Genomic DNA, 18,072 nt, shown 5'->3' on the forward strand with positions numbered 1-18,072 from the left:
CGTTCGTCCCCTCTGTAAGAAAAAGGAGGATGTTTCGTGATGAAGAGTACAACGGATTTTATTAACATGAAGGTCAATGGAGAAAAGATTGCCGTAGTTACAGCTTATGATTACCCTCAGGCTAAGCTTGCTGAACAATCGGGAATAGATATGATCCTTGTTGGAGATTCGCTTGGAATGGTTGTTTTAGGCTATGACTCAACTGTGCCGGTAACGATAGCGGATATGGTTCATCACACGAAAGCTGCCAAAAGGGGAGCGACTAATACTTTTATCGTAACAGATCTACCATTTATGACTTATCACATCAGTGATGAGGAAGCGATGAAAGCAGCAAGGTCCCTTATGCAAGAAGGTGGCTGCCACGCTGTTAAAGTGGAAGGCGGAGAAGATGTTGTAATCAACACGATTAAAAAGCTAACAGTCGCTGGTGTACCTGTTGTCGCTCATTTAGGTCTCACACCACAGACAGCGGGAGTGCTTGGTGGTTATAAAGTACAGGGGAAAACAGCTGAATCAGCGTCATTATTAATTGAAGAAGCAATAAAATGTGAAGAAGCTGGGGCATTTGCAATAGTGCTGGAGTGTATTCCCAAGCAACTAGCACAAGAGGTTTCTGCTCATCTGACAATTCCAACGATTGGAATTGGAGCAGGTTCTGGTGTAGATGGCCAGGTACTAGTATATAATGATTTACTTACATTTGGAGTAAGTCGCGTACCGAAATTCGTGAAAAAGTATGGAGATGTGAATGCAGTAGTGGAAACCGGACTTCGTTCTTACGTCGAAGAAGTGAAATCAGGTAGGTTCCCGGAAGATAAGCACTCGTTTACGATGGCAGAAGAAGAACTTGCATTATTATATGGGGGAAAATAGTGTGAAAATCATTACATCAAAGACCAATATGCAGCAATCAGTGCTAGAGCTGAAAAAACAAGGGAAGACGATTGGTTTTGTTCCAACGATGGGTTATCTGCATGATGGTCATCTTCAACTAATCAAAAATGCAGTACGAACAAATGATATAACAGTGGTGAGTATTTTTGTTAATCCGCTTCAATTTGGTCCAAATGAAGATTTGGATGCATATCCGCGTGATCTTGAAAGCGATAAGGAACTTGCAGAAAAAGCAGGAGTGGACTTTCTGTTTACTCCTGATACGGCAGAAATGTATCCAAATGATATGTCTATGAAATTAGAAGTGATGAATCGTACGAATGTTTTATGTGGTAGAAGCAGACCTGGCCATTTTAACGGCGTTGCTACTGTACTAGTTAAATTATTCAATATCATCTTGCCTAATCACGTTTTCTTCGGTATAAAGGATGCCCAGCAAACAGCGGTGGTTGAAAGCATAATTGAAGATTTCAATTTTCCAATTAAGATAATCGCAGTAGAAACGGTAAGAGAACAGGATGGTTTAGCTAAAAGTTCGCGGAACGTGTATTTAAATGATCTTGAACGTCAGCAAGCGCCAGAACTTTATCGAAGCTTACGGAAAGCGGAAAAAGCTGTCCAAAATGGCGAAAGAGATCCTAATATAATTATCCAAATTGTAAAGGAACATGTAGATGGAAATACGGATGGTATATTAGATTATATAGAAGTATTATCGTATCCACAGTTAAGTTATCAAAGCAGATTACACGGGAAAATGATTGTAGCAATTGCTGTGAAATTCTCTAAAGCTCGATTAATTGATAACATCATTTTAACTGTAAATAAGGAGGCTACATCATGTTCCGCACAATGATGAATGCTAAAATTCATAGAGCAACAGTTACTGAGGCTAATCTTGATTATGTTGGTAGTATTACAATCGATCAAGCAATATTAGAAGCAGTTGGAATGGTTGCTAATGAAAAAGTACAAATTGTTAATAATAATAACGGTGCACGTTTAGAAACATATATCATTGAAGGTGAAAGAGACTCAGGAGTGATTTGTCTCAACGGAGCTGCTGCCAGACTAGTTCAACCAGGAGATATCGTCATAATTATTTCTTACGCACTAGTCCCAGAAGAAAGTATCCCCACCCATAAACCGAAAGTCGCCTTAATGAATGCAGACAATAAGATTCAAGAAATCATTCATCACGAACCAGAAGCAACGGTTTATCTTTAAACAATAAGCAAGTATTGAGAGGGATTTCTCCTCTCTTTTTTGTTTTGTGTATTTTGTGTCTGTTACCGATAATTCACGAAATATGACGAGGGGGATCGGGCGTGTCACGTAGAGTTCTTTCATCGGTATTTTTTCGGTTACTCCATAAGTAAATGCATGGATTTGATACATGACGAGGTAGAAAAACGCATTTTTTACAAACTTACTAGAAAAGCACTTACGTATTTGGTTTATCAAGTATGCAATTCATGATACAATTACGTGGAGAATATAATATAGAGTATTGTTACTAATAGGCGATTAAATAAGTGTAGAAATATGATAATCATCAATTATTTCGGACTTTGCTGATTACCTTTTAAAAGGTGTGAATGATGTGTCACGAAAATTTGTCGTTGTAGATTTAGAAACGACCGGAAATAGCTATGAAAAGGGAGATCGAATCATTCAGATTTCCGCTGTAACTGTAGAAGATTATAAAATTGTGGATCAATATACATCTTTCGTTAATCCAGGAATATCTATCCCGACTTTTATTGGAGAACTAACTGGGATTAATGATGATATGTTAAAAGATGCGCCCGCTTTTACTGAAATCGCTGATGTGATCCATCGTTTATTAGTTGATTCTATTTTTGTTGCGCATAATGTACCTTTTGATCTTAGCTTTTTAAAGAGTGAATTAAATGCGGCTGGTTATCGACAGTGGGTCACCGAGTCTGTTGATACTGTTGAATTATGTAAGGTACTAATGCCAATTGCAACTAGTTATAAACTATCCGATTTATCGGAGATGCTTGGATTTGAACATGAAAATCCACATCAAGCTGACAGTGATGCACTAGTAACTTCTGAATTATTATTAATGCTGATCGAAAAAACAAGAGAACTACCACTCATTACAATAGAGAAATTGACAGATTTAGCTCATTTTTTAAAAAGTGATATAGCTAAATTATTTCATACTATTACGAAAGAAAAAAGAAGGAAAATGGAAGATTTACCAAAGGAGTTAGAGGTATATAGAGGGATTGCACTAAAGAAAAAAGTGCAACCATTTCCAACCGATCCGAAGATACATATTGAATTTCCCTCCAGCCAGGAAGAAAAACAACAATTATTAATGTCTTTCGTAAATGGATATGAAAAACGCGATGGGCAGATGCAAATGATGGATACAGTATTTGAGGCGCTTTCTGAAGAAAAACATGCTGTTGTTGAAGCAGGTACAGGGATAGGTAAATCGTTAGCATATTTAATTCCCGCATTATATTATGCTGTTGATCATCAGCAACCAATAATCATTAGTACCTTTACACTGCAAATGCAAGATCAACTATTAAATAATGAAATAAAGAGACTTACACATATCATCCCATTTCCTTTCAGTGTTTCCGTCCTAAAAGGTAGAAGCAATTATTTAAATATGTTGAAGTTTGAGCAGTCACTTACGGATATGGATAATTCATATGATAATATCTTGACGAAAATGCAAATACTTGTTTGGCTCATTCAAACAGAAACTGGTGACATGGATGAATTAAACTTTTCAAGTGGTGGGAAACATTTTAAAACAAGAATGAGACATGATGGTTGGTTTTTACAAAAAGAAAAAGATCCATGGATTTCACGCGACTTTTACATGTATGCGAGACAACTTGCGCTTCAAGCAGATATAGTAATTACAAATCATTCCATGTTATTAGTGGATATAGAACAAGAGAAAAATTTACTTCCTGATTCTGATTTTATTATTATTGATGAAGCTCATAATTTCATTAAAGCAGCAAGTAAATGCTTAGGAGAAAAGTTAGAATACAATGCTTGTAAATTTCTTTTAAATAATATTGGCACTTTTGATAAAAATCAATTATTTGCAAAGATTGAAAGAATTATTCAACACCGGCAGCTTGTTCCAAAGGTTTCTACTGCTGAATTTGACAATTTTGTTTTGCAATTGGATGCTGAAATAGATGACTTCTTTATGTTATTAAGTAAATGGGTTATCCAAAATGATCGTAATCAATCAAATAGAGTATCTAAACATCAAGTACGTGTCACACAAGAAATAAGACAAGAAAGAAATTGGCAATCATTAACGATGTGTGCGGAGCGATTGCTTGATTTTTATCGGGAAATTCGCCAAGGATTAGAGATGCGTCTCGAGCTAATTAAAAACCAAAAAGAAATTCCGATTGCAGACAGAGCTTTCGTTGAAGAAGCAAATAGCTTTATGTTGGAATGGATCGCTTTCGGTGGAAAAATAAAATCATTAATACTTAAGCCTATATTACAAGATGTAAACTGGATTGAAGGAGATGTAAGAACATTACCGAATAGTGTTGGTATGTATTCCGAGCCTGAAAATCCTGGAGCATATTTAGCTAAACACTTCTTTTCCAAAAAGAAATGTGTTGTGATGACTTCAGCTACGCTTACAGTGGATCACTCATTTTCGTTTTTTCTACGAGAAGTAGGCCTTGACGAAACGCTACCTATTCAATCAAAGATACCTTCACCGTTTGCATATGATAAGATGGCTAAATTAATGATACCAACGGATCTGCCAGAAATTCGATCAACAAGTAATGATAATTATATTGAAGCCATTTCTGGTCATTTAGCTGCCATTGCTTGTGCGACAGATGGGCGAATGCTCGTATTATTTACGTCTTATGACATGCTAAGAAAAACATATAATTTAATCAAAGATAGCGGTACGCTGGATGATTTTATATTGTTAGCGCAAGGTGTTACATCAGGGAGTCGGACGCGTTTAACGAAAAGCTTTCAACAATTTAATAAAGCTATTCTATTTGGAACAAGTAGTTTTTGGGAAGGTGTTGATATTCCTGGAAAAGATTTGACTTGTTTAGTAATCGTGAGGCTGCCATTTTCGCCACCACATGAACCAATAACAGCAGCCAGAAATGAAGCATTAAAGAAAAATGGTAAGAATCCATTTTCTGAATACTCATTGCCAGAAGCTGTTATCCGTTTTAAACAAGGATTTGGAAGATTAATTAGAACGGAAACCGACCGTGGAATTGTTATTGTAATGGATAGACGTATTGATACGAGTGCATATGGTCAAGCATTTCTTAAGTCTTTGCCAAGTATTCCTATCCAAAGAGGGCCGTTAAAAGAAATCATTACAACAATAGAAAAGTGGCTCTAAGGGTCTATGTTTGTGAGTAGGTCCGTCGCTCAATCAAAAATAGGGAACGCGGCAAGTTAATTGCAGCGTTCCAAGCTTGTGGGCCAGATATATTTTGGAAACGCAATTTCTCATGTTGTATTTAAAATGCTGATATAATGAGAAAGTAATTTTGCGGATCATTAAAAGTAGTATTACCTGAAAATCAGCTGTTACTAATGACAATTTTTGTTGTACTGGGGAGGAAGCAAATGGTAAAACGAGTAGGGTCTTTATCTACAGTAAGTACAATGTTTTATGTAAATGATGCGTCAAGGAGAACAATTAAAAGTGAAAATCTAATTTTCGATTCAGTATTCAATCGAAATAAACCAAATTCATTGATTTTCGCGATTAATTGTCCATAAAGGATATATGGATATGAAAAAATGGATTTTACTTATCTCCTCTATCGTTCTAATAATGGCTGTTGTATCTGTCATAGTTTATAGTAAGGCAAGAGCACCGCTTACTAATGACAGGAACACTGCAGAAAAAAGAGCAATAAAAGAAGCGGATATTGTTTCGGTCGATGACTACTACTTATACAATGGTTCTAATACCTACCATACAATTATCGGAAAAAACAAGGCGGGTGAACAGCTTGCTGTTTGGGTACCCGAAAATAAAAAACAAGACATTGTAATTAAGAAATTATCAGATGGCATATCAGAACAAGATGCAGTAAAAAAGCTTTTTACTGAAGAAAATCCAAAAGAAATTCTCGGAGTTCGACTTGGTATGGAGCAAGACCTGCCTATTTGGGAGCTTGCTTATTTAGATGATAAATCAAACTTAAACTATTATTACATTCATTTCGACACTGGAAAATGGTGGAGAAAGATTGATAATTTATAAAAAAGGGCAGGGATTTATATGACAATTACTTTAGCGAACAGAGTGAAAGCACTAACGCCGTCATCCACTTTAGCAATTACAGCAAAAGCAAAAGAATTAAAGGCAAAAGGGCTTGATGTGATTGGACTTGGTGCTGGAGAACCAGATTTCAACACACCAGAAAATATCATACAAGCAGCATATCGCTCTATGCAAGATGGCATGACAAAATATACGCCATCTGCTGGATTACCAACCTTAAAAAAAGCAGTTGTTGATAAATTAAAACGTGATCAAAATCTTGAATATACAAATGCGCAAGTCATAATTGCAAATGGTGCAAAGCATGCCTTATATACACTTTTTCAAGTATTATTAGATGATGGTGATGAAGTTATTATTCCGACCCCATACTGGGTAAGCTATCCTGAACAGGTCAAACTCGCTGGCGGTAATCCTGTCTATGTTGAAGGAACAGAAGAGCAACATTTTAAAATAAACGCAAAACAGCTAGAAGCAGCGATCACTCCAAAGACAAAAGCAATTATTATTAATTCGCCAAGCAACCCATCAGGTATGATTTATTCTAAAGAAGAATTGCTGGCAATAGGTGAAGTATGTATTAAAAATAATCTATGTATCGTTTCAGATGAAATATATGAAAAACTCGTATACGGGCAAAATAAGCATATTTCCATCGCCGAGTTATCACCGGAATTGAAGGATTTAACGATTATTATTAATGGGGTATCGAAATCCCATTCTATGACGGGGTGGAGAATTGGCTATGCGGTTGGCAATCAAACAATTATTGCTGCGATGACAGATCTTGCAAGTCATTCTACATCAAATCCAACAACGCCATCTCAGTTTGGGGCTATTGAAGCGTACCAAGGTACGCAAGATACAGTAGAAGTAATGAGACAAGCATTTGAAGAAAGACTAAACATCATTTATGATAAATTAATTGCTATACCAGGTATTAGCTGTATAAAACCACAAGGAGCGTTTTATCTTTATCCAAATGTAAAAAATGCGGCAAAAATGGCAGGATATGCTCAGGTTGATGATTTTGTTACAGCATTGCTTGAAGAAGCGCTCGTTGCTGTTATACCGGGTTCTAGCTTTGGATCTCCTGATAATATCCGTCTTTCCTATGCAGTTTCATTAGAGCTTTTAGAAGAAGCAGTAGATCGGATTAACGCATTTATTGATAAAAAAATGCACACTAATAATTAATTCACTCGATCACTAAGATTAATTGTTTTGAAAGGATGTTTTTCGTGAAAACTACGATTTCCGAGGTAAGTAAATATGTAGGTCAAGAAGTGACAATAGGAGCGTGGCTAGCAAATAAACGCTCCAGTGGTAAAATTGCATTTTTACAGCTGCGTGATGGAACTGGGTTCATTCAAGGTGTAGTCGTAAAAAGTGAAGTAGAGGAAACCATATTCCAGACTGCGAAATCATTAACACAGGAGTCATCTGTATATGTTACAGGTACGATCCAAGAAGATACACGTTCTCCTTTCGGTTATGAGATGCAAGTATCCAGTATTGAACTGATTCAAGCTGCTGTTGATTATCCAATTACACCGAAAGAGCATGGAACAGAATTTTTGATGGACCATCGACATTTATGGCTGCGGTCCCGTCGTCAACATGCTGTGATGAAAATTCGTAATGAAATTGTTCGTGCCACATATGAATTTTTCAATAATAATGGATTTGTTAAGATCGATCCACCAATCCTGACAGGTAGTTCACCAGAAGGAACAACGGAATTATTTCACACGAAATATTTTGATGAAGATGCGTATTTATCGCAGAGTGGGCAGCTCTATATGGAAGCTGCTGCAATGGCACTTGGCAAAGTATTTTCATTTGGTCCTACGTTTAGGGCCGAAAAGTCAAAAACTCGCCGACATTTAATTGAGTTTTGGATGATTGAACCTGAAATGGCTTTTTATGAATTTGAAGATAGCTTAAAAGTTCAGGAAGAATATATTACACATATTATTCAATCCGTGTTGAAAAATTGTTCACTTGAATTAGAGAGACTTGGACGTGATACGTCTAAACTTGAAAAAATATCTGTTCCGTTTCCGCGGATTAGCTATGATGATGCGATTCAATTTTTACATGAACAAGGATTTGATGATATAGAATGGGGAGATGATTTTGGTGCTCCACATGAAACTGCGATTGCCAATCATTATGATCAAGCGATTTTCATTACACATTACCCGACAAAAATTAAACCATTTTATATGCAACCAGCACCGGACCGTGACGATGTCGTGCTTTGTGCTGATATGATTGCCCCTGAAGGCTATGGTGAGATTATCGGTGGCTCAGAACGAATTCACGACTTTGAATTAATGAAACAGCGCATTGAAGAACATCAACTGCCACTTGATGCTTATAAATGGTATCTTGATTTATCTAAATATGGAGCCGTCCCTCACTCAGGATTTGGACTAGGCTTGGAACGTACTGTAGCATGGATATCAGGGGTAGAGCATGTTAGGGAGACCATTCCATTCCCTAGACTTCTCAACCGCTTATATCCATAATAGTGTAAGTTCAAAGGGATGTGGGCGAATGAGTATGAAAGAAAAACACTGATAACGAAATTCGTTAGCCACTTTACCGGACTTTTAGAACGTCGACTGATAGAAGGCCACGTACAATTATGTGCGTGGTTTTGACTATCCTCAACACATCATAGTGATAACAGAAAGAGAGGTGGTACATATGGATAAAGAATTAATGGTTTCTTGGATCGAAGCAGGTATGGTACAAATACCTTATTTACTCATGAACAAATACCGACAGATTGGTTTGGATGAAAAAGAATTGGTATTACTATTGCAAATATTTTCTTTTTCTGAAAAAGGAAATGATTTTCCAACACCTGAAGAAATATCCGAAAAAATGACCATTACGAGTAGCGAATGTACCTCCATGTTAAGAAAGCTTATGCAACTTGGCATGATTAAAATCGAGGAAGAACGCACAGTAGATGAAATCAGATTTGAAAGATATTCTCTCACTCCTTTATGGATGAAATTGGCCGAGGAAATGATTCGAGAAAAAAAGCAATCCAATTTTGAAAAAGTACTTTCAGAAGAACAGGATTTATTTACTATTTTCGAACAAGAATTTGGTAGACCACTCACACCGTTAGAATGTGAATCTTTAGCGATGTGGATGGATCAAGATGGACAAGACCCATCAATGATTAAGGCTGCTTTAAGGGAATCTGTCATGTCCGGAAAACTAAATTTCCGTTATATTGATCGTATTCTTTTAGAGTGGAAAAAAAATGGTGTAAACACGGTGGAAAAAGCAAGGGAACAAGGATTGAAATTTCGCCAAAAGTCTAACAAATCTAATGCATCTGTTCAAAGTTCAAATTCTGTACCTTTTTATAATTGGTTAGAACAGTAATAAATATAAAGGTGTCAAAAAGGGGGGAGGTATAGGATGTTAAACAAAAAACAAATTCGCTTTTGTCTTGATGAAATGGCGAAAATGTTTCCAGATGCCCATTGTGAATTGAATCATGCGAATCCATTTGAATTAGTGATAGCCGTTGCACTTTCAGCTCAGTGTACGGACGCATTGGTAAATCGAGTAACGGAAAAACTATTTGAAAAATATAAAACGCCTGAGGATTATTTATCAGTGTCATTATCAGAACTTGAAAATGATATACGCTCGATTGGTTTATTTCGAAATAAAGCAAAGAATATCCAAAAGTTATCACAAATGTTGATTGACGATTACGATAGAATTGTTCCTTCTGAGCGTGATGAGCTAGTTAAGTTGCCTGGAGTAGGGCGGAAAACAGCGAATGTAGTTATGTCAGTAGCATTTGGGGAACCAGCTATCGCTATTGATACGCACTTGGAAAGAGTGAGTAAACGTTTAGCGTTTTGTAGATGGAAAGACAATGTCCTTGAAGTGGAAAAAACACTGATGCGTAAAATACCAAAAGATGAATGGTCTGTAACGCACCATCGAATGATTTTCTTTGGACGGTATCATTGTAAAGCGCGAAATCCACAATGTCCAATTTGCCCACTTCTAGAAGTTTGTAGGGAAGGGAAAAAGCGAATGAAGCAGGTTAAATCAGTTGAAAGTACTTGAAGACCTTCTAATTTTGTAATCATAAGAGGGAATAGCTGTTTTTTGCAGCGCTAATAATTAATACTGGTATATATTAAAATCATTATCAATGAAAAAATCCTGGAGTTTTGCTCCAGGATTTTTTCGTAATTATTCATTTGTGGTAGGATCTGGTTTTTGCTCTTTATCTGGCTCTTTGCTCTCATCTGTTTGTTCATTATCACTAGGAGGCGTAGAGGCTTCCGGCGGTTCCTGATTATCAATATTTCCATTGGAGTTACCATTACCATTACCATTTTCATTATCGCCCGGAATTACTTCGTCTTGATTTTGATCTTGCTCCGGGTCCTTTTCTGACTGGTCACTTTTATCATCAGTACTTTCGTCATCAGGAGGGACAACTTCTTCTTCCTCCTCAACAACTTCTTCTTTCTCTTCCTCTTCATTCTTAGGAACGCTCACACTTGCCGTCCCCGGAGTGCTTCGCAGATTATCGCTAATGGCTATTACTTCAATAGAATAGGTTTCACCAGGTTCAACGTTTGTCACGGTGTATGCTTGATCGTCAAGTTTGCCTAATGATTGTTTTTCGCCGCTAGCTTTTTTGATGGACACTTCAAAAGTTAGCTTTTTATTATCCTTTTTAGCATGGTCCCAAGTAAAGAGGATTTCCTTTTTCTCTTCATGGAATTCCCCTTTTACTGTAGGTGCGTCAAGCTTGTCGAATGCTACTGATACTTCACTTGGTTCCGTTCCTGCCACGAATAATTCATATACGATATTGCTATCGGGAGTGTGTTTACTCGGTTTCTTTGCAGGATTTGATCCTTTTTCTACAGCAGCCTTAACAACACTATTAGGCATTGCAAAATCTGGAGTATCGATCCCTTCAGATACATGTTGCATTAGATTTTTGTACAGTTCTTTTGCAATTTGCTGATCATTATTAGGATATGCACGCAATGGATTTTTTCTTTGATCATATCCAGTCCATACGGCAGTAGTGTAATTGGTCGTATATCCCGCAAACCATGAGTCAGGGACATCACCGTTACTTAAATTGTATTTTTGAAACTCTTCATCTGTATAGTTCGATGTACCCGTTTTTCCCGCTGCTGGTAGGCCAGGAATAATCGCAGTTTTTCCTGTAGCCCCAGCTTTTTCAGATAGAACATCTTTCAGCATATCAGTAACCATATACGCAGTAGAATCTTTCATCGCTATTTGGGGTTTAATTGTATTTTTAACTTCTGTTTCTCCGTCAAGTAGAATGATTTTATTCACTGTGTGCGGTTTATTATACATACCGTTGTTTCCGAATGCTGCATATGCGCCCGCTAATTGCATAGGAGAAATATTTTCAACTCCACCAATAGATGCTGATTCGTAAAACCTATCATCGGCAAATTCTAATCCTAGCCGCGATGCGAATGCTTTGGATTGGTCCAATCCAGCTGCCTGAAACGCTTTTAATGCTGGAATGTTTCTTGAGCGATATAGGGCTTCTCTAATTGACATTTGTCCAAGATGCTTTTGATCAAAGTTTCTAATTGGAGCACCTGTCGTATATTTAAATGGCTCATCTACAATTTGTTCATATGTGGACCAATTTAAATATTCTATAGCAGGGCCGTAGTCCAATATCGGTTTAATTGTTGATCCCGGAGAACGATCACTTAGTCTTGTCGCATAATTCGTACCCCTTGTAATATCCTGGTACCGATTTCCGCCAATTGCTCGAATTTCGCCAGTCTTCGTATCTTGCAGAACGACGCCTGCTTGAAAATCATCATCTGGAAAGTCAATAATTTCATTTGCTTCTTTAGGTGCCAACATTTTTTCTACATGTTGTTGCGCGTCTTGATCTAACGTCGTATGAATAGTTAAGCCATCTACGGCTACGTTGTAATCGCCTAACGCCTCCACCTCTCTAATAACCTGATCGACAAAAGAATCATATTTATATGCAGTGGTATTATTGTCTTCTTCTTTGATTAATGTTTCGGTAATCGAAGTATTTTGAGCTTTCTCCATTTGTGCTTTCGTAATTTTTCCATGCTGATGCATTAATGATAATACGATATTTTTCCGTTTATCAGATTTCTCTGGAAATGCATATGGATTATAATTATATGGACTTTGCGGAAGGCCCGCAAGCAGAGCTATCTCTTGCGATTCTAATTCGGAAAGTTCTTTATCAAAATAATATTTCGACGCTGTTTCAATTCCATTAATATTGTTTGCATAGTTAATTTTATTGACGTACATTTCAAAAATTTGTTCTTTAGAGTACTTTCTTTCTAATTGAAAGGCAAGCCATGCTTCTTGCGCTTTTCTTTTTAGTGTCTTTTCATCTGATAAAAATGATCTTTTGATGACTTGCTGTGTGATAGTGGAAGCTCCTTCAGAACCAAAGCCCCTTGTTACATTGGCTAACACTGCTCCAGCAAGTCTTCTTAAATCAATTCCACTATGTTTAAAAAAGCGGACATCCTCAGTCGCTAATACTGCATCTCTAACCTTTTCAGGAATGTCATCATATTCGACGTAATCACGTTTTTCTGTTCCAAGTGTCATAAATAGTTCCCCATTTTTATCCAGAAGCTGAGAAGCGACTGGGTCGACCAATAGACTTTTATCTAGTTTAGGTGCGTCCTTAGCGTAGTAAGCAAATAATCCTCCTCCAAACGCGAGGCCGACAAAGCCTATTATGACTAAAACTAATATAATTTTTTTAAAGAGGTTGGTGCCTTTTCCTACCTTTTTCTTTTTTCCTGCTGATTGTTTTTTTCTTCCTACACGTGTTTGTTGATTTTCTGCCATATGCAGTATTCCTCGCTTTCGATATATCAAATAAAAGTATAATAATTAAAAAGAATAAATTTCTTTTAAAATGTTTAAATAATCAAGCCGCGGTTGAAATCCTATGTTAATTTTGTGTCCGAATTCGATCACTTCATTTTTAGTAATTGATTTTCTACCGCCATTTTTCATACGATCCCAGAAATTAAATAAAACTTCGCTTTCTAATAAAAAGACTTCCTCCGTTTTTGAAAATCTTAAAATAACAAATGCGATTCCATTATGCTGCACAATATTCCTCATATGACTAATTTGATGTTCATGGAAATTTACTAATGGAAAGGAAGTTGTGCTTTGTGTTTCCTTTGCTTCAAAATCAATGTATTTACCTTCACATATACCATTATAATCCGTTGTGGAAGCCTGTCTAAAATAAGCTTCCTTGATTACCGCTGTACTTCTTTTTTTATAGTCCACATCGACAATTTGAATTGGGGTTGGCTTTTTATGAATAACGGCCATTCCTCTTGCTAAATAATATAGATTTGTATCATTAATGTCATCTTCTAAGGCCATTCCTCTTTTGGCATATGAAATTTTTTGCTGTGCAGGAGTTGCTAGTTTCCTTGTATGTTCTAACGTATATTTTCTACCGTTTGGGTAATGAAATTCCATGATTCTGTTCACCTCACTCGCTAAATTATACCATAGCTCGATTATGACCCAAAAATAAGAATAACAGTATGCATAGACAGACATTTTTTTTAAAAGTGCAAGATGCCCGTCTATCGACATACAGAATGAATCATAAGATATTGGCTTGTCGACGTTAGCACGAGATATTAATACCAAAAAAATATATTCGTACCCTAAAAAAAAAGAGTGTGAAGCCTATAAATAACCCTCTATCACTATATGACGTATTTACCTATTACTAAGTTTCACTTAATGAGAAATTTAATTTTGTCAATCCGGAAAACAGTGTCGAATAAAATGAAAGAAAAAGCAGGTTAACACTTTGTTTGCCGAATTGCTTCTAGTTTTGTCAATGAGGAAGGAAGACAGAATAATATAGGGAATATATACATCATAAGATTATGAATGGAGGCAGGGAAATGACAAAAGATGACTGTCTTAAAAAACTAGAACGAATTGAATTCCGACTACAACAATTGGAGAAAATGCTTGAAGAAAAGTTAGACAACGAAAGAAATACGATTGTAAGTAGTATGGAAGAAAACAAGTATCGTATGGAAAATAAGCTTCAGTACTTAGAATTAGCATCTAAAGAAAAGATACAAAGGGTCTCTTAGTCTTGAAAATAAATAAATAAAGGTTTACGATAATATAAGGTTTTATGAGGAGCATGTCAACATGCTGCTTTTTTTATTTCCATTGGAAGACATATATGTTTAATAAAGATCGATTATACAAAGTGTGGCTTTCATAGCTTTGACGTGTAGTTTATAGTACGATGCAGGTTAAATAGCGCAGCATATGTATGTTCATTCTACTAGTGTTCCATCACACATACCACACTTACGCTTTTCGTAATAAGAAAGAGGGTGTATACAATGGGCAACCGTGCATTGTATGATTTAACATTACAATTATGTAATTATAATAAAGAAGCTTTTGAAAACTATCATAATTGTCGATCAACAGGGATAAAAGGTGATTTTTATAGTGAAGTGAAGCCTTTTGCTGATAAGGTGAAAGAGTGCCGCGATAAATGGGAGCCTGAAGCGATATTGTGGACGATTAAAAACAAACCCAAAAACTTGTATCCACTGCAAATAAAAAATACAGGTGAAAATATCGAAATGGTTTCAGTGCGAGCATTTTTTCCGGACTCTAGTTTAAAAAAGTTTAATAGTCATGTTCAGTCTATTGATTATGTGTTAAGACGTTTGCTCGATGAATTAGATGCACCGAACTCTCTAGGCGAAAAATAATAGCCAGAGAGTTTTTTTATATTCTCACATATTATATGTTGGTTTCATAACCTATAGTATTATAAAAGGATCAGGAGGACTAAAAATGTTCAATCGCTATCCTCGCCAAATGTATCATCAGCCACTACCGTCGCAATATTATCCACAATCTATGAATGCATATGGAATGCAGCATTACGGGGCCGTTCAACCACGTCCAGAAATGTATCCAAATTTTCAACAATCTCAGGCGGGATTTTATCCGCAAATGAATCACCCAGTCCCACCTTATGAAAATATGCCAAAAGGGTATGGGCATGATTTATTTCAAAATCCCCTACAACCTAATGATGGATATTTTTATGGGAACCATAATCCTCAAACTGGAAATCAGCAAGGAAATGCTCAAAAGCCTAAATTTCCAGGTAGTCAAACAGGAGGACATTTTAATTCTATTTTAAATTCTTTTAAATCACAAAATGGGACCCTAGATGTAAATAAAATGGTTAATACGACTGGACAACTAGTAAATGCTTTAAATCAAGTCTCTACAATGGCAAAAGGTATTGGTGCGTTTTTTAAATGATAGGGTAACTGGCGGAATTTTCACTTTATAATTGATTTTCAAAAAGTCACCAAATGATATACGGCGAATTTTTTCGTTGGCATAGGTACTTCTACTAGGAAAAGGATCCTTTGTTAAGGAAATGAGGAGCCCTGTTATATAGAACAAGGAAGGGAACCTCTGTTAAGGGAAAGGGAAATCTCTGTTAATGAGAAAAGGGAACCTCTGTTAAGATCGCTCATGTCCTGTGAGCAACACAGAGGTCAGCGCATCGTGTGCAATCCCGGAAATAAAAGTACTATTCATTTCCCGGGCAAGCGCAGTAATCGACGATTATATATATATAATATACGGAATTGGCTTTATTTTGTAGCATTTCGTCAGAATTTGGTGCAATATAGCCGTGAAAAATAGGTATTTACATTAGTACATGTATTAGGTATTCCTCATAGGCTATTAGTGTAATCAAATCACAGATGTGAAAGGAGTAAATGATATGTATAATCACTGTGGACCTAAAGTTCTACCAGCAGTAGTTCATCCAACTAAATGTTGTGTAAAACATACGCAAGAAAATTTCATTGTGCCAGAAATTCATCCGATTCATACAACAACAGTTAATCATAAGAATTTTGAGCATCAGCATTTTTTCCCGCATACTCAATCAACTGTAAATGAAGTGTCAAATCAACAAATGAATATGCCGGGGCCGGGTCCAATGGGCTTAGGGCCTGCTAACATGGGGCCGATGGGTCAAGGACCAATGGGCATGGGGCCAGCAGGTCATGGTCCAAGACCAAGACCGGGATGTTGCGGTCCAAGACCAGGATTCCATTATTAAATATGATATATTTATTAGCAAGAATGAAGAAAGTTTTCATTCTTGCTTTTCTAATAGTCAATGAAGAAAAGTAAAAGGATTGAATTGTTCGAATAGGGGGTTGGAATGTGTTAAAAGTTGCAGCTCTTACTGGGTATAAGTCATATGAGCTTGGCATATATAAAAATAATGACCCTGCAGTAGAGTACATAAAGAAAACTATTTCCAGGAAGATCGTTGAACTAGCAGAAGAGGGGCTTGAATGGGTCATCATTTCTGGACAGCCAGGAGTAGAACTTTGGGGAGCAGAAGCTTTATTTGATTTACAACAAGCATACGATACGTTAAAGCTAGCAGTTATGACACCATTTTTAAATCAAGAAGAAAATTGGAAGGAAGAAAATAAAGAATTATATGAAATGGTGATGATGCAAGCAGATTTCACTGAATCCTTGTCAAAGCTACCATATACGGCACCATGGCAGTTTCGTAATAAAAACAATTTTTTCTTGCAAAAATCAGATGTTGCTATTATTTTATTTGATGAGGAAAAGGAAGGCTCGCCTAAATTTTTTTATGAAGCTGCGAAGAAATACCAAGAAACAAACCCATATGAAATTCGGGTGTTAGATTTTTACGATTTACAGGCAACAGTTGATGAGGAAAACTTTTGATATTTAGCTGTTTAATATTGAAAACAAGTCTGTAATATTGACAAATGGAGTTTGATTTGACATTATGAATATAATGTAGCGTGAATGTCGAGGTGGTGTTTCGGATGTTGGCTGATAAATTAAAACTGACAGCAAAAGAAATATTGGAAAAGGAATTTAAAACGAGTGTTCGTGGATATAAACAAGAAGAAGTAGACAAATTTCTTGATGTCGTCATTAAGGATTATGAAACAATGCATATGACAATCGATGAATTACAGCAAGAAAATTTACGTCTAAAAAAACAATTGGAAGATAGCAGCCGCCGTCAGCCAGTGCAACCTGCTGGGACTACGAATTTTGATATTTTAAAACGGTTGTCAAATTTAGAAAAACATGTATTTGGCAGTAAGCTTGATGAATAACTTTTATTTTTAATGATTTACTATTGCAATTGGATACAAAAAGGATTACAATAATAAGTCGGTGAGACTAATAACATTCGGGTAATTGCTGTCGATAACCTTCGACAGAGGAAAGTCCATGCTCGCACGGCGCTGAGATGCACGTAGTGATCGCGCCTGGCGAAATAATAAGCCAGGGCAGTTTGGAGTAATCTGGGCTGACGGCAGGGAAAACACCTAAGTTCTTTGCGGAATATGGAGTGACTACCTATAATGTGCCACAGTGACGGAGCTTTGCTGGAAACAGCAAAGGTGGAACGAGGTAAACCCCGCGAGCGAGAAACTCAAATATTGGTAGGGGCACTTTTTCTGAGGAAATCAACGAAGAAAGAGGCAGGCTATAACTAAATAGCTTGCAGATAGATGATTACCACCGGAGTACGAGGTTTACCTATGACCGATTGTAGTACGAAGGTACAGAACATGGCTTACATGAATGTTATTATAGGTTCATGCACTACGAATGCCCTTCTTCATTTTTATGAGAAGGGCATTATTTTATTGAAAAAGGAAATTATAATATAATCTGCTATTATAAGGATG

At 36.6% G+C, this 18,072-nt stretch carries 18 protein-coding genes and 1 other RNA gene; 17 read left to right on the forward strand and 2 right to left on the reverse strand.

Annotated elements, in window-relative coordinates:
* Nucleotides 1–39: 39 nt before the first annotated feature.
* The 10 genes from panB to nth all read left to right on the forward strand — a co-directional run bounded on the left by panB (nt 40) and on the right by nth (nt 10,312).
* A complete protein-coding gene (panB, locus tag MHB53_RS00950; RefSeq protein WP_340924382.1) occupies nt 40–876 on the forward strand; it encodes a 3-methyl-2-oxobutanoate hydroxymethyltransferase in 837 nt (278 codons plus the stop codon).
* Nucleotide 877: 1 nt separating this feature from the next.
* Entirely contained in the window at nt 878–1,753 is an 876-nt protein-coding gene (gene panC, locus MHB53_RS00955) for a pantoate--beta-alanine ligase (RefSeq protein WP_340915101.1), read from the forward strand.
* Entirely contained in the window at nt 1,738–2,124 is a 387-nt protein-coding gene (gene panD / locus MHB53_RS00960) for an aspartate 1-decarboxylase (RefSeq protein ID WP_340915102.1), read from the forward strand. The genes panC and panD overlap by 16 nt, the downstream gene beginning before the upstream one ends.
* A 376-nt stretch (nt 2,125–2,500) precedes the next feature.
* Complete coding sequence (dinG, locus tag MHB53_RS00965) at nt 2,501–5,302, forward strand: ATP-dependent DNA helicase DinG (RefSeq protein ID WP_340915103.1); 2,802 nt, start codon at nt 2,501–2,503, stop codon at nt 5,300–5,302.
* 230 nt (nt 5,303–5,532) lie between these two features.
* Nucleotides 5,533–5,688 carry a hypothetical protein gene (locus tag MHB53_RS00970; RefSeq protein WP_340915105.1) on the forward strand — a complete coding sequence of 52 codons (156 nt, stop codon included), beginning with the start codon at nt 5,533–5,535 and terminating at the stop codon, nt 5,686–5,688.
* Between the two features lie 13 nt (nt 5,689–5,701).
* Nucleotides 5,702–6,178 carry a cell wall elongation regulator TseB-like domain-containing protein gene (locus MHB53_RS00975; protein ID WP_340915107.1) on the forward strand — a complete coding sequence of 159 codons (477 nt, stop codon included), beginning with the start codon at nt 5,702–5,704 and terminating at the stop codon, nt 6,176–6,178.
* A gap of 18 nt (nt 6,179–6,196) precedes the next feature.
* A complete protein-coding gene (locus tag MHB53_RS00980; RefSeq protein WP_340915109.1) occupies nt 6,197–7,396 on the forward strand; it encodes a pyridoxal phosphate-dependent aminotransferase in 1,200 nt (399 codons plus the stop codon).
* Between the two features lie 44 nt (nt 7,397–7,440).
* Nucleotides 7,441–8,733, forward strand: coding sequence for an asparagine--tRNA ligase (gene asnS, locus MHB53_RS00985; protein ID WP_340915111.1), 1,293 nt, complete (start codon nt 7,441–7,443; stop codon nt 8,731–8,733).
* Nucleotides 8,734–8,914: 181 nt separating this feature from the next.
* The gene (locus tag MHB53_RS00990; RefSeq protein WP_340915112.1) at nt 8,915–9,610 is read left to right on the forward strand and encodes a DnaD domain-containing protein; all 696 of its coding nucleotides are present in this window, start codon (nt 8,915–8,917) and stop codon (nt 9,608–9,610) included.
* 36 nt (nt 9,611–9,646) lie between these two features.
* Entirely contained in the window at nt 9,647–10,312 is a 666-nt protein-coding gene (gene nth / locus MHB53_RS00995) for an endonuclease III (RefSeq protein ID WP_340915114.1), read from the forward strand.
* A gap of 129 nt (nt 10,313–10,441) precedes the next feature.
* Here nth and MHB53_RS01000 read toward each other — a convergent pair whose 3' ends face one another.
* Complete coding sequence (locus tag MHB53_RS01000) at nt 10,442–13,114, reverse strand: PBP1A family penicillin-binding protein (RefSeq protein WP_340915116.1); 2,673 nt, start codon at nt 13,112–13,114, stop codon at nt 10,442–10,444.
* Between the two features lie 45 nt (nt 13,115–13,159).
* Nucleotides 13,160–13,768, reverse strand: a complete 609-nt coding sequence (gene recU / locus MHB53_RS01005; protein WP_340915118.1) for a Holliday junction resolvase RecU — start codon at nt 13,766–13,768, stop codon at nt 13,160–13,162.
* Between the two features lie 440 nt (nt 13,769–14,208).
* On the opposite strand from recU, the gene MHB53_RS01010 reads away from it, so the two are divergent.
* The 7 genes from MHB53_RS01010 to rnpB all read left to right on the forward strand — a co-directional run bounded on the left by MHB53_RS01010 (nt 14,209) and on the right by rnpB (nt 17,965).
* Nucleotides 14,209–14,406: a hypothetical protein gene (locus MHB53_RS01010; RefSeq protein ID WP_340915120.1), complete on the forward strand. Its 198-nt coding sequence runs from the start codon at nt 14,209–14,211 to the stop codon at nt 14,404–14,406.
* Nucleotides 14,407–14,667: 261 nt separating this feature from the next.
* Nucleotides 14,668–15,048 carry a YppE family protein gene (locus tag MHB53_RS01015; protein ID WP_340915122.1) on the forward strand — a complete coding sequence of 127 codons (381 nt, stop codon included), beginning with the start codon at nt 14,668–14,670 and terminating at the stop codon, nt 15,046–15,048.
* 85 nt (nt 15,049–15,133) lie between these two features.
* Nucleotides 15,134–15,613 carry a YppG family protein gene (locus MHB53_RS01020; protein ID WP_340915124.1) on the forward strand — a complete coding sequence of 160 codons (480 nt, stop codon included), beginning with the start codon at nt 15,134–15,136 and terminating at the stop codon, nt 15,611–15,613.
* Between the two features lie 475 nt (nt 15,614–16,088).
* The gene (locus MHB53_RS01025) at nt 16,089–16,433 is read left to right on the forward strand and encodes a CotD family spore coat protein (RefSeq protein WP_340915126.1); all 345 of its coding nucleotides are present in this window, start codon (nt 16,089–16,091) and stop codon (nt 16,431–16,433) included.
* 107 nt (nt 16,434–16,540) lie between these two features.
* Nucleotides 16,541–17,086 (forward strand): DUF1273 domain-containing protein, encoded by a 546-nt coding sequence (locus tag MHB53_RS01030; protein ID WP_340915129.1) that lies wholly within the window; start codon nt 16,541–16,543, stop codon nt 17,084–17,086.
* Between the two features lie 104 nt (nt 17,087–17,190).
* Entirely contained in the window at nt 17,191–17,490 is a 300-nt protein-coding gene (gene gpsB, locus MHB53_RS01035) for a cell division regulator GpsB (protein WP_340915131.1), read from the forward strand.
* 73 nt (nt 17,491–17,563) lie between these two features.
* Nucleotides 17,564–17,965: RNase P RNA component class B (rnpB, locus tag MHB53_RS01040), an RNA gene on the forward strand.
* Nucleotides 17,966–18,072: the final 107 nt, after the last annotated feature.

Origin of the sequence: Bacillus sp. FSL K6-3431 (assembly GCF_038002605.1) — a bacterium.
Taxonomy (GTDB): Bacteria; Bacillota; Bacilli; order Bacillales; family Bacillaceae_C; genus Lederbergia.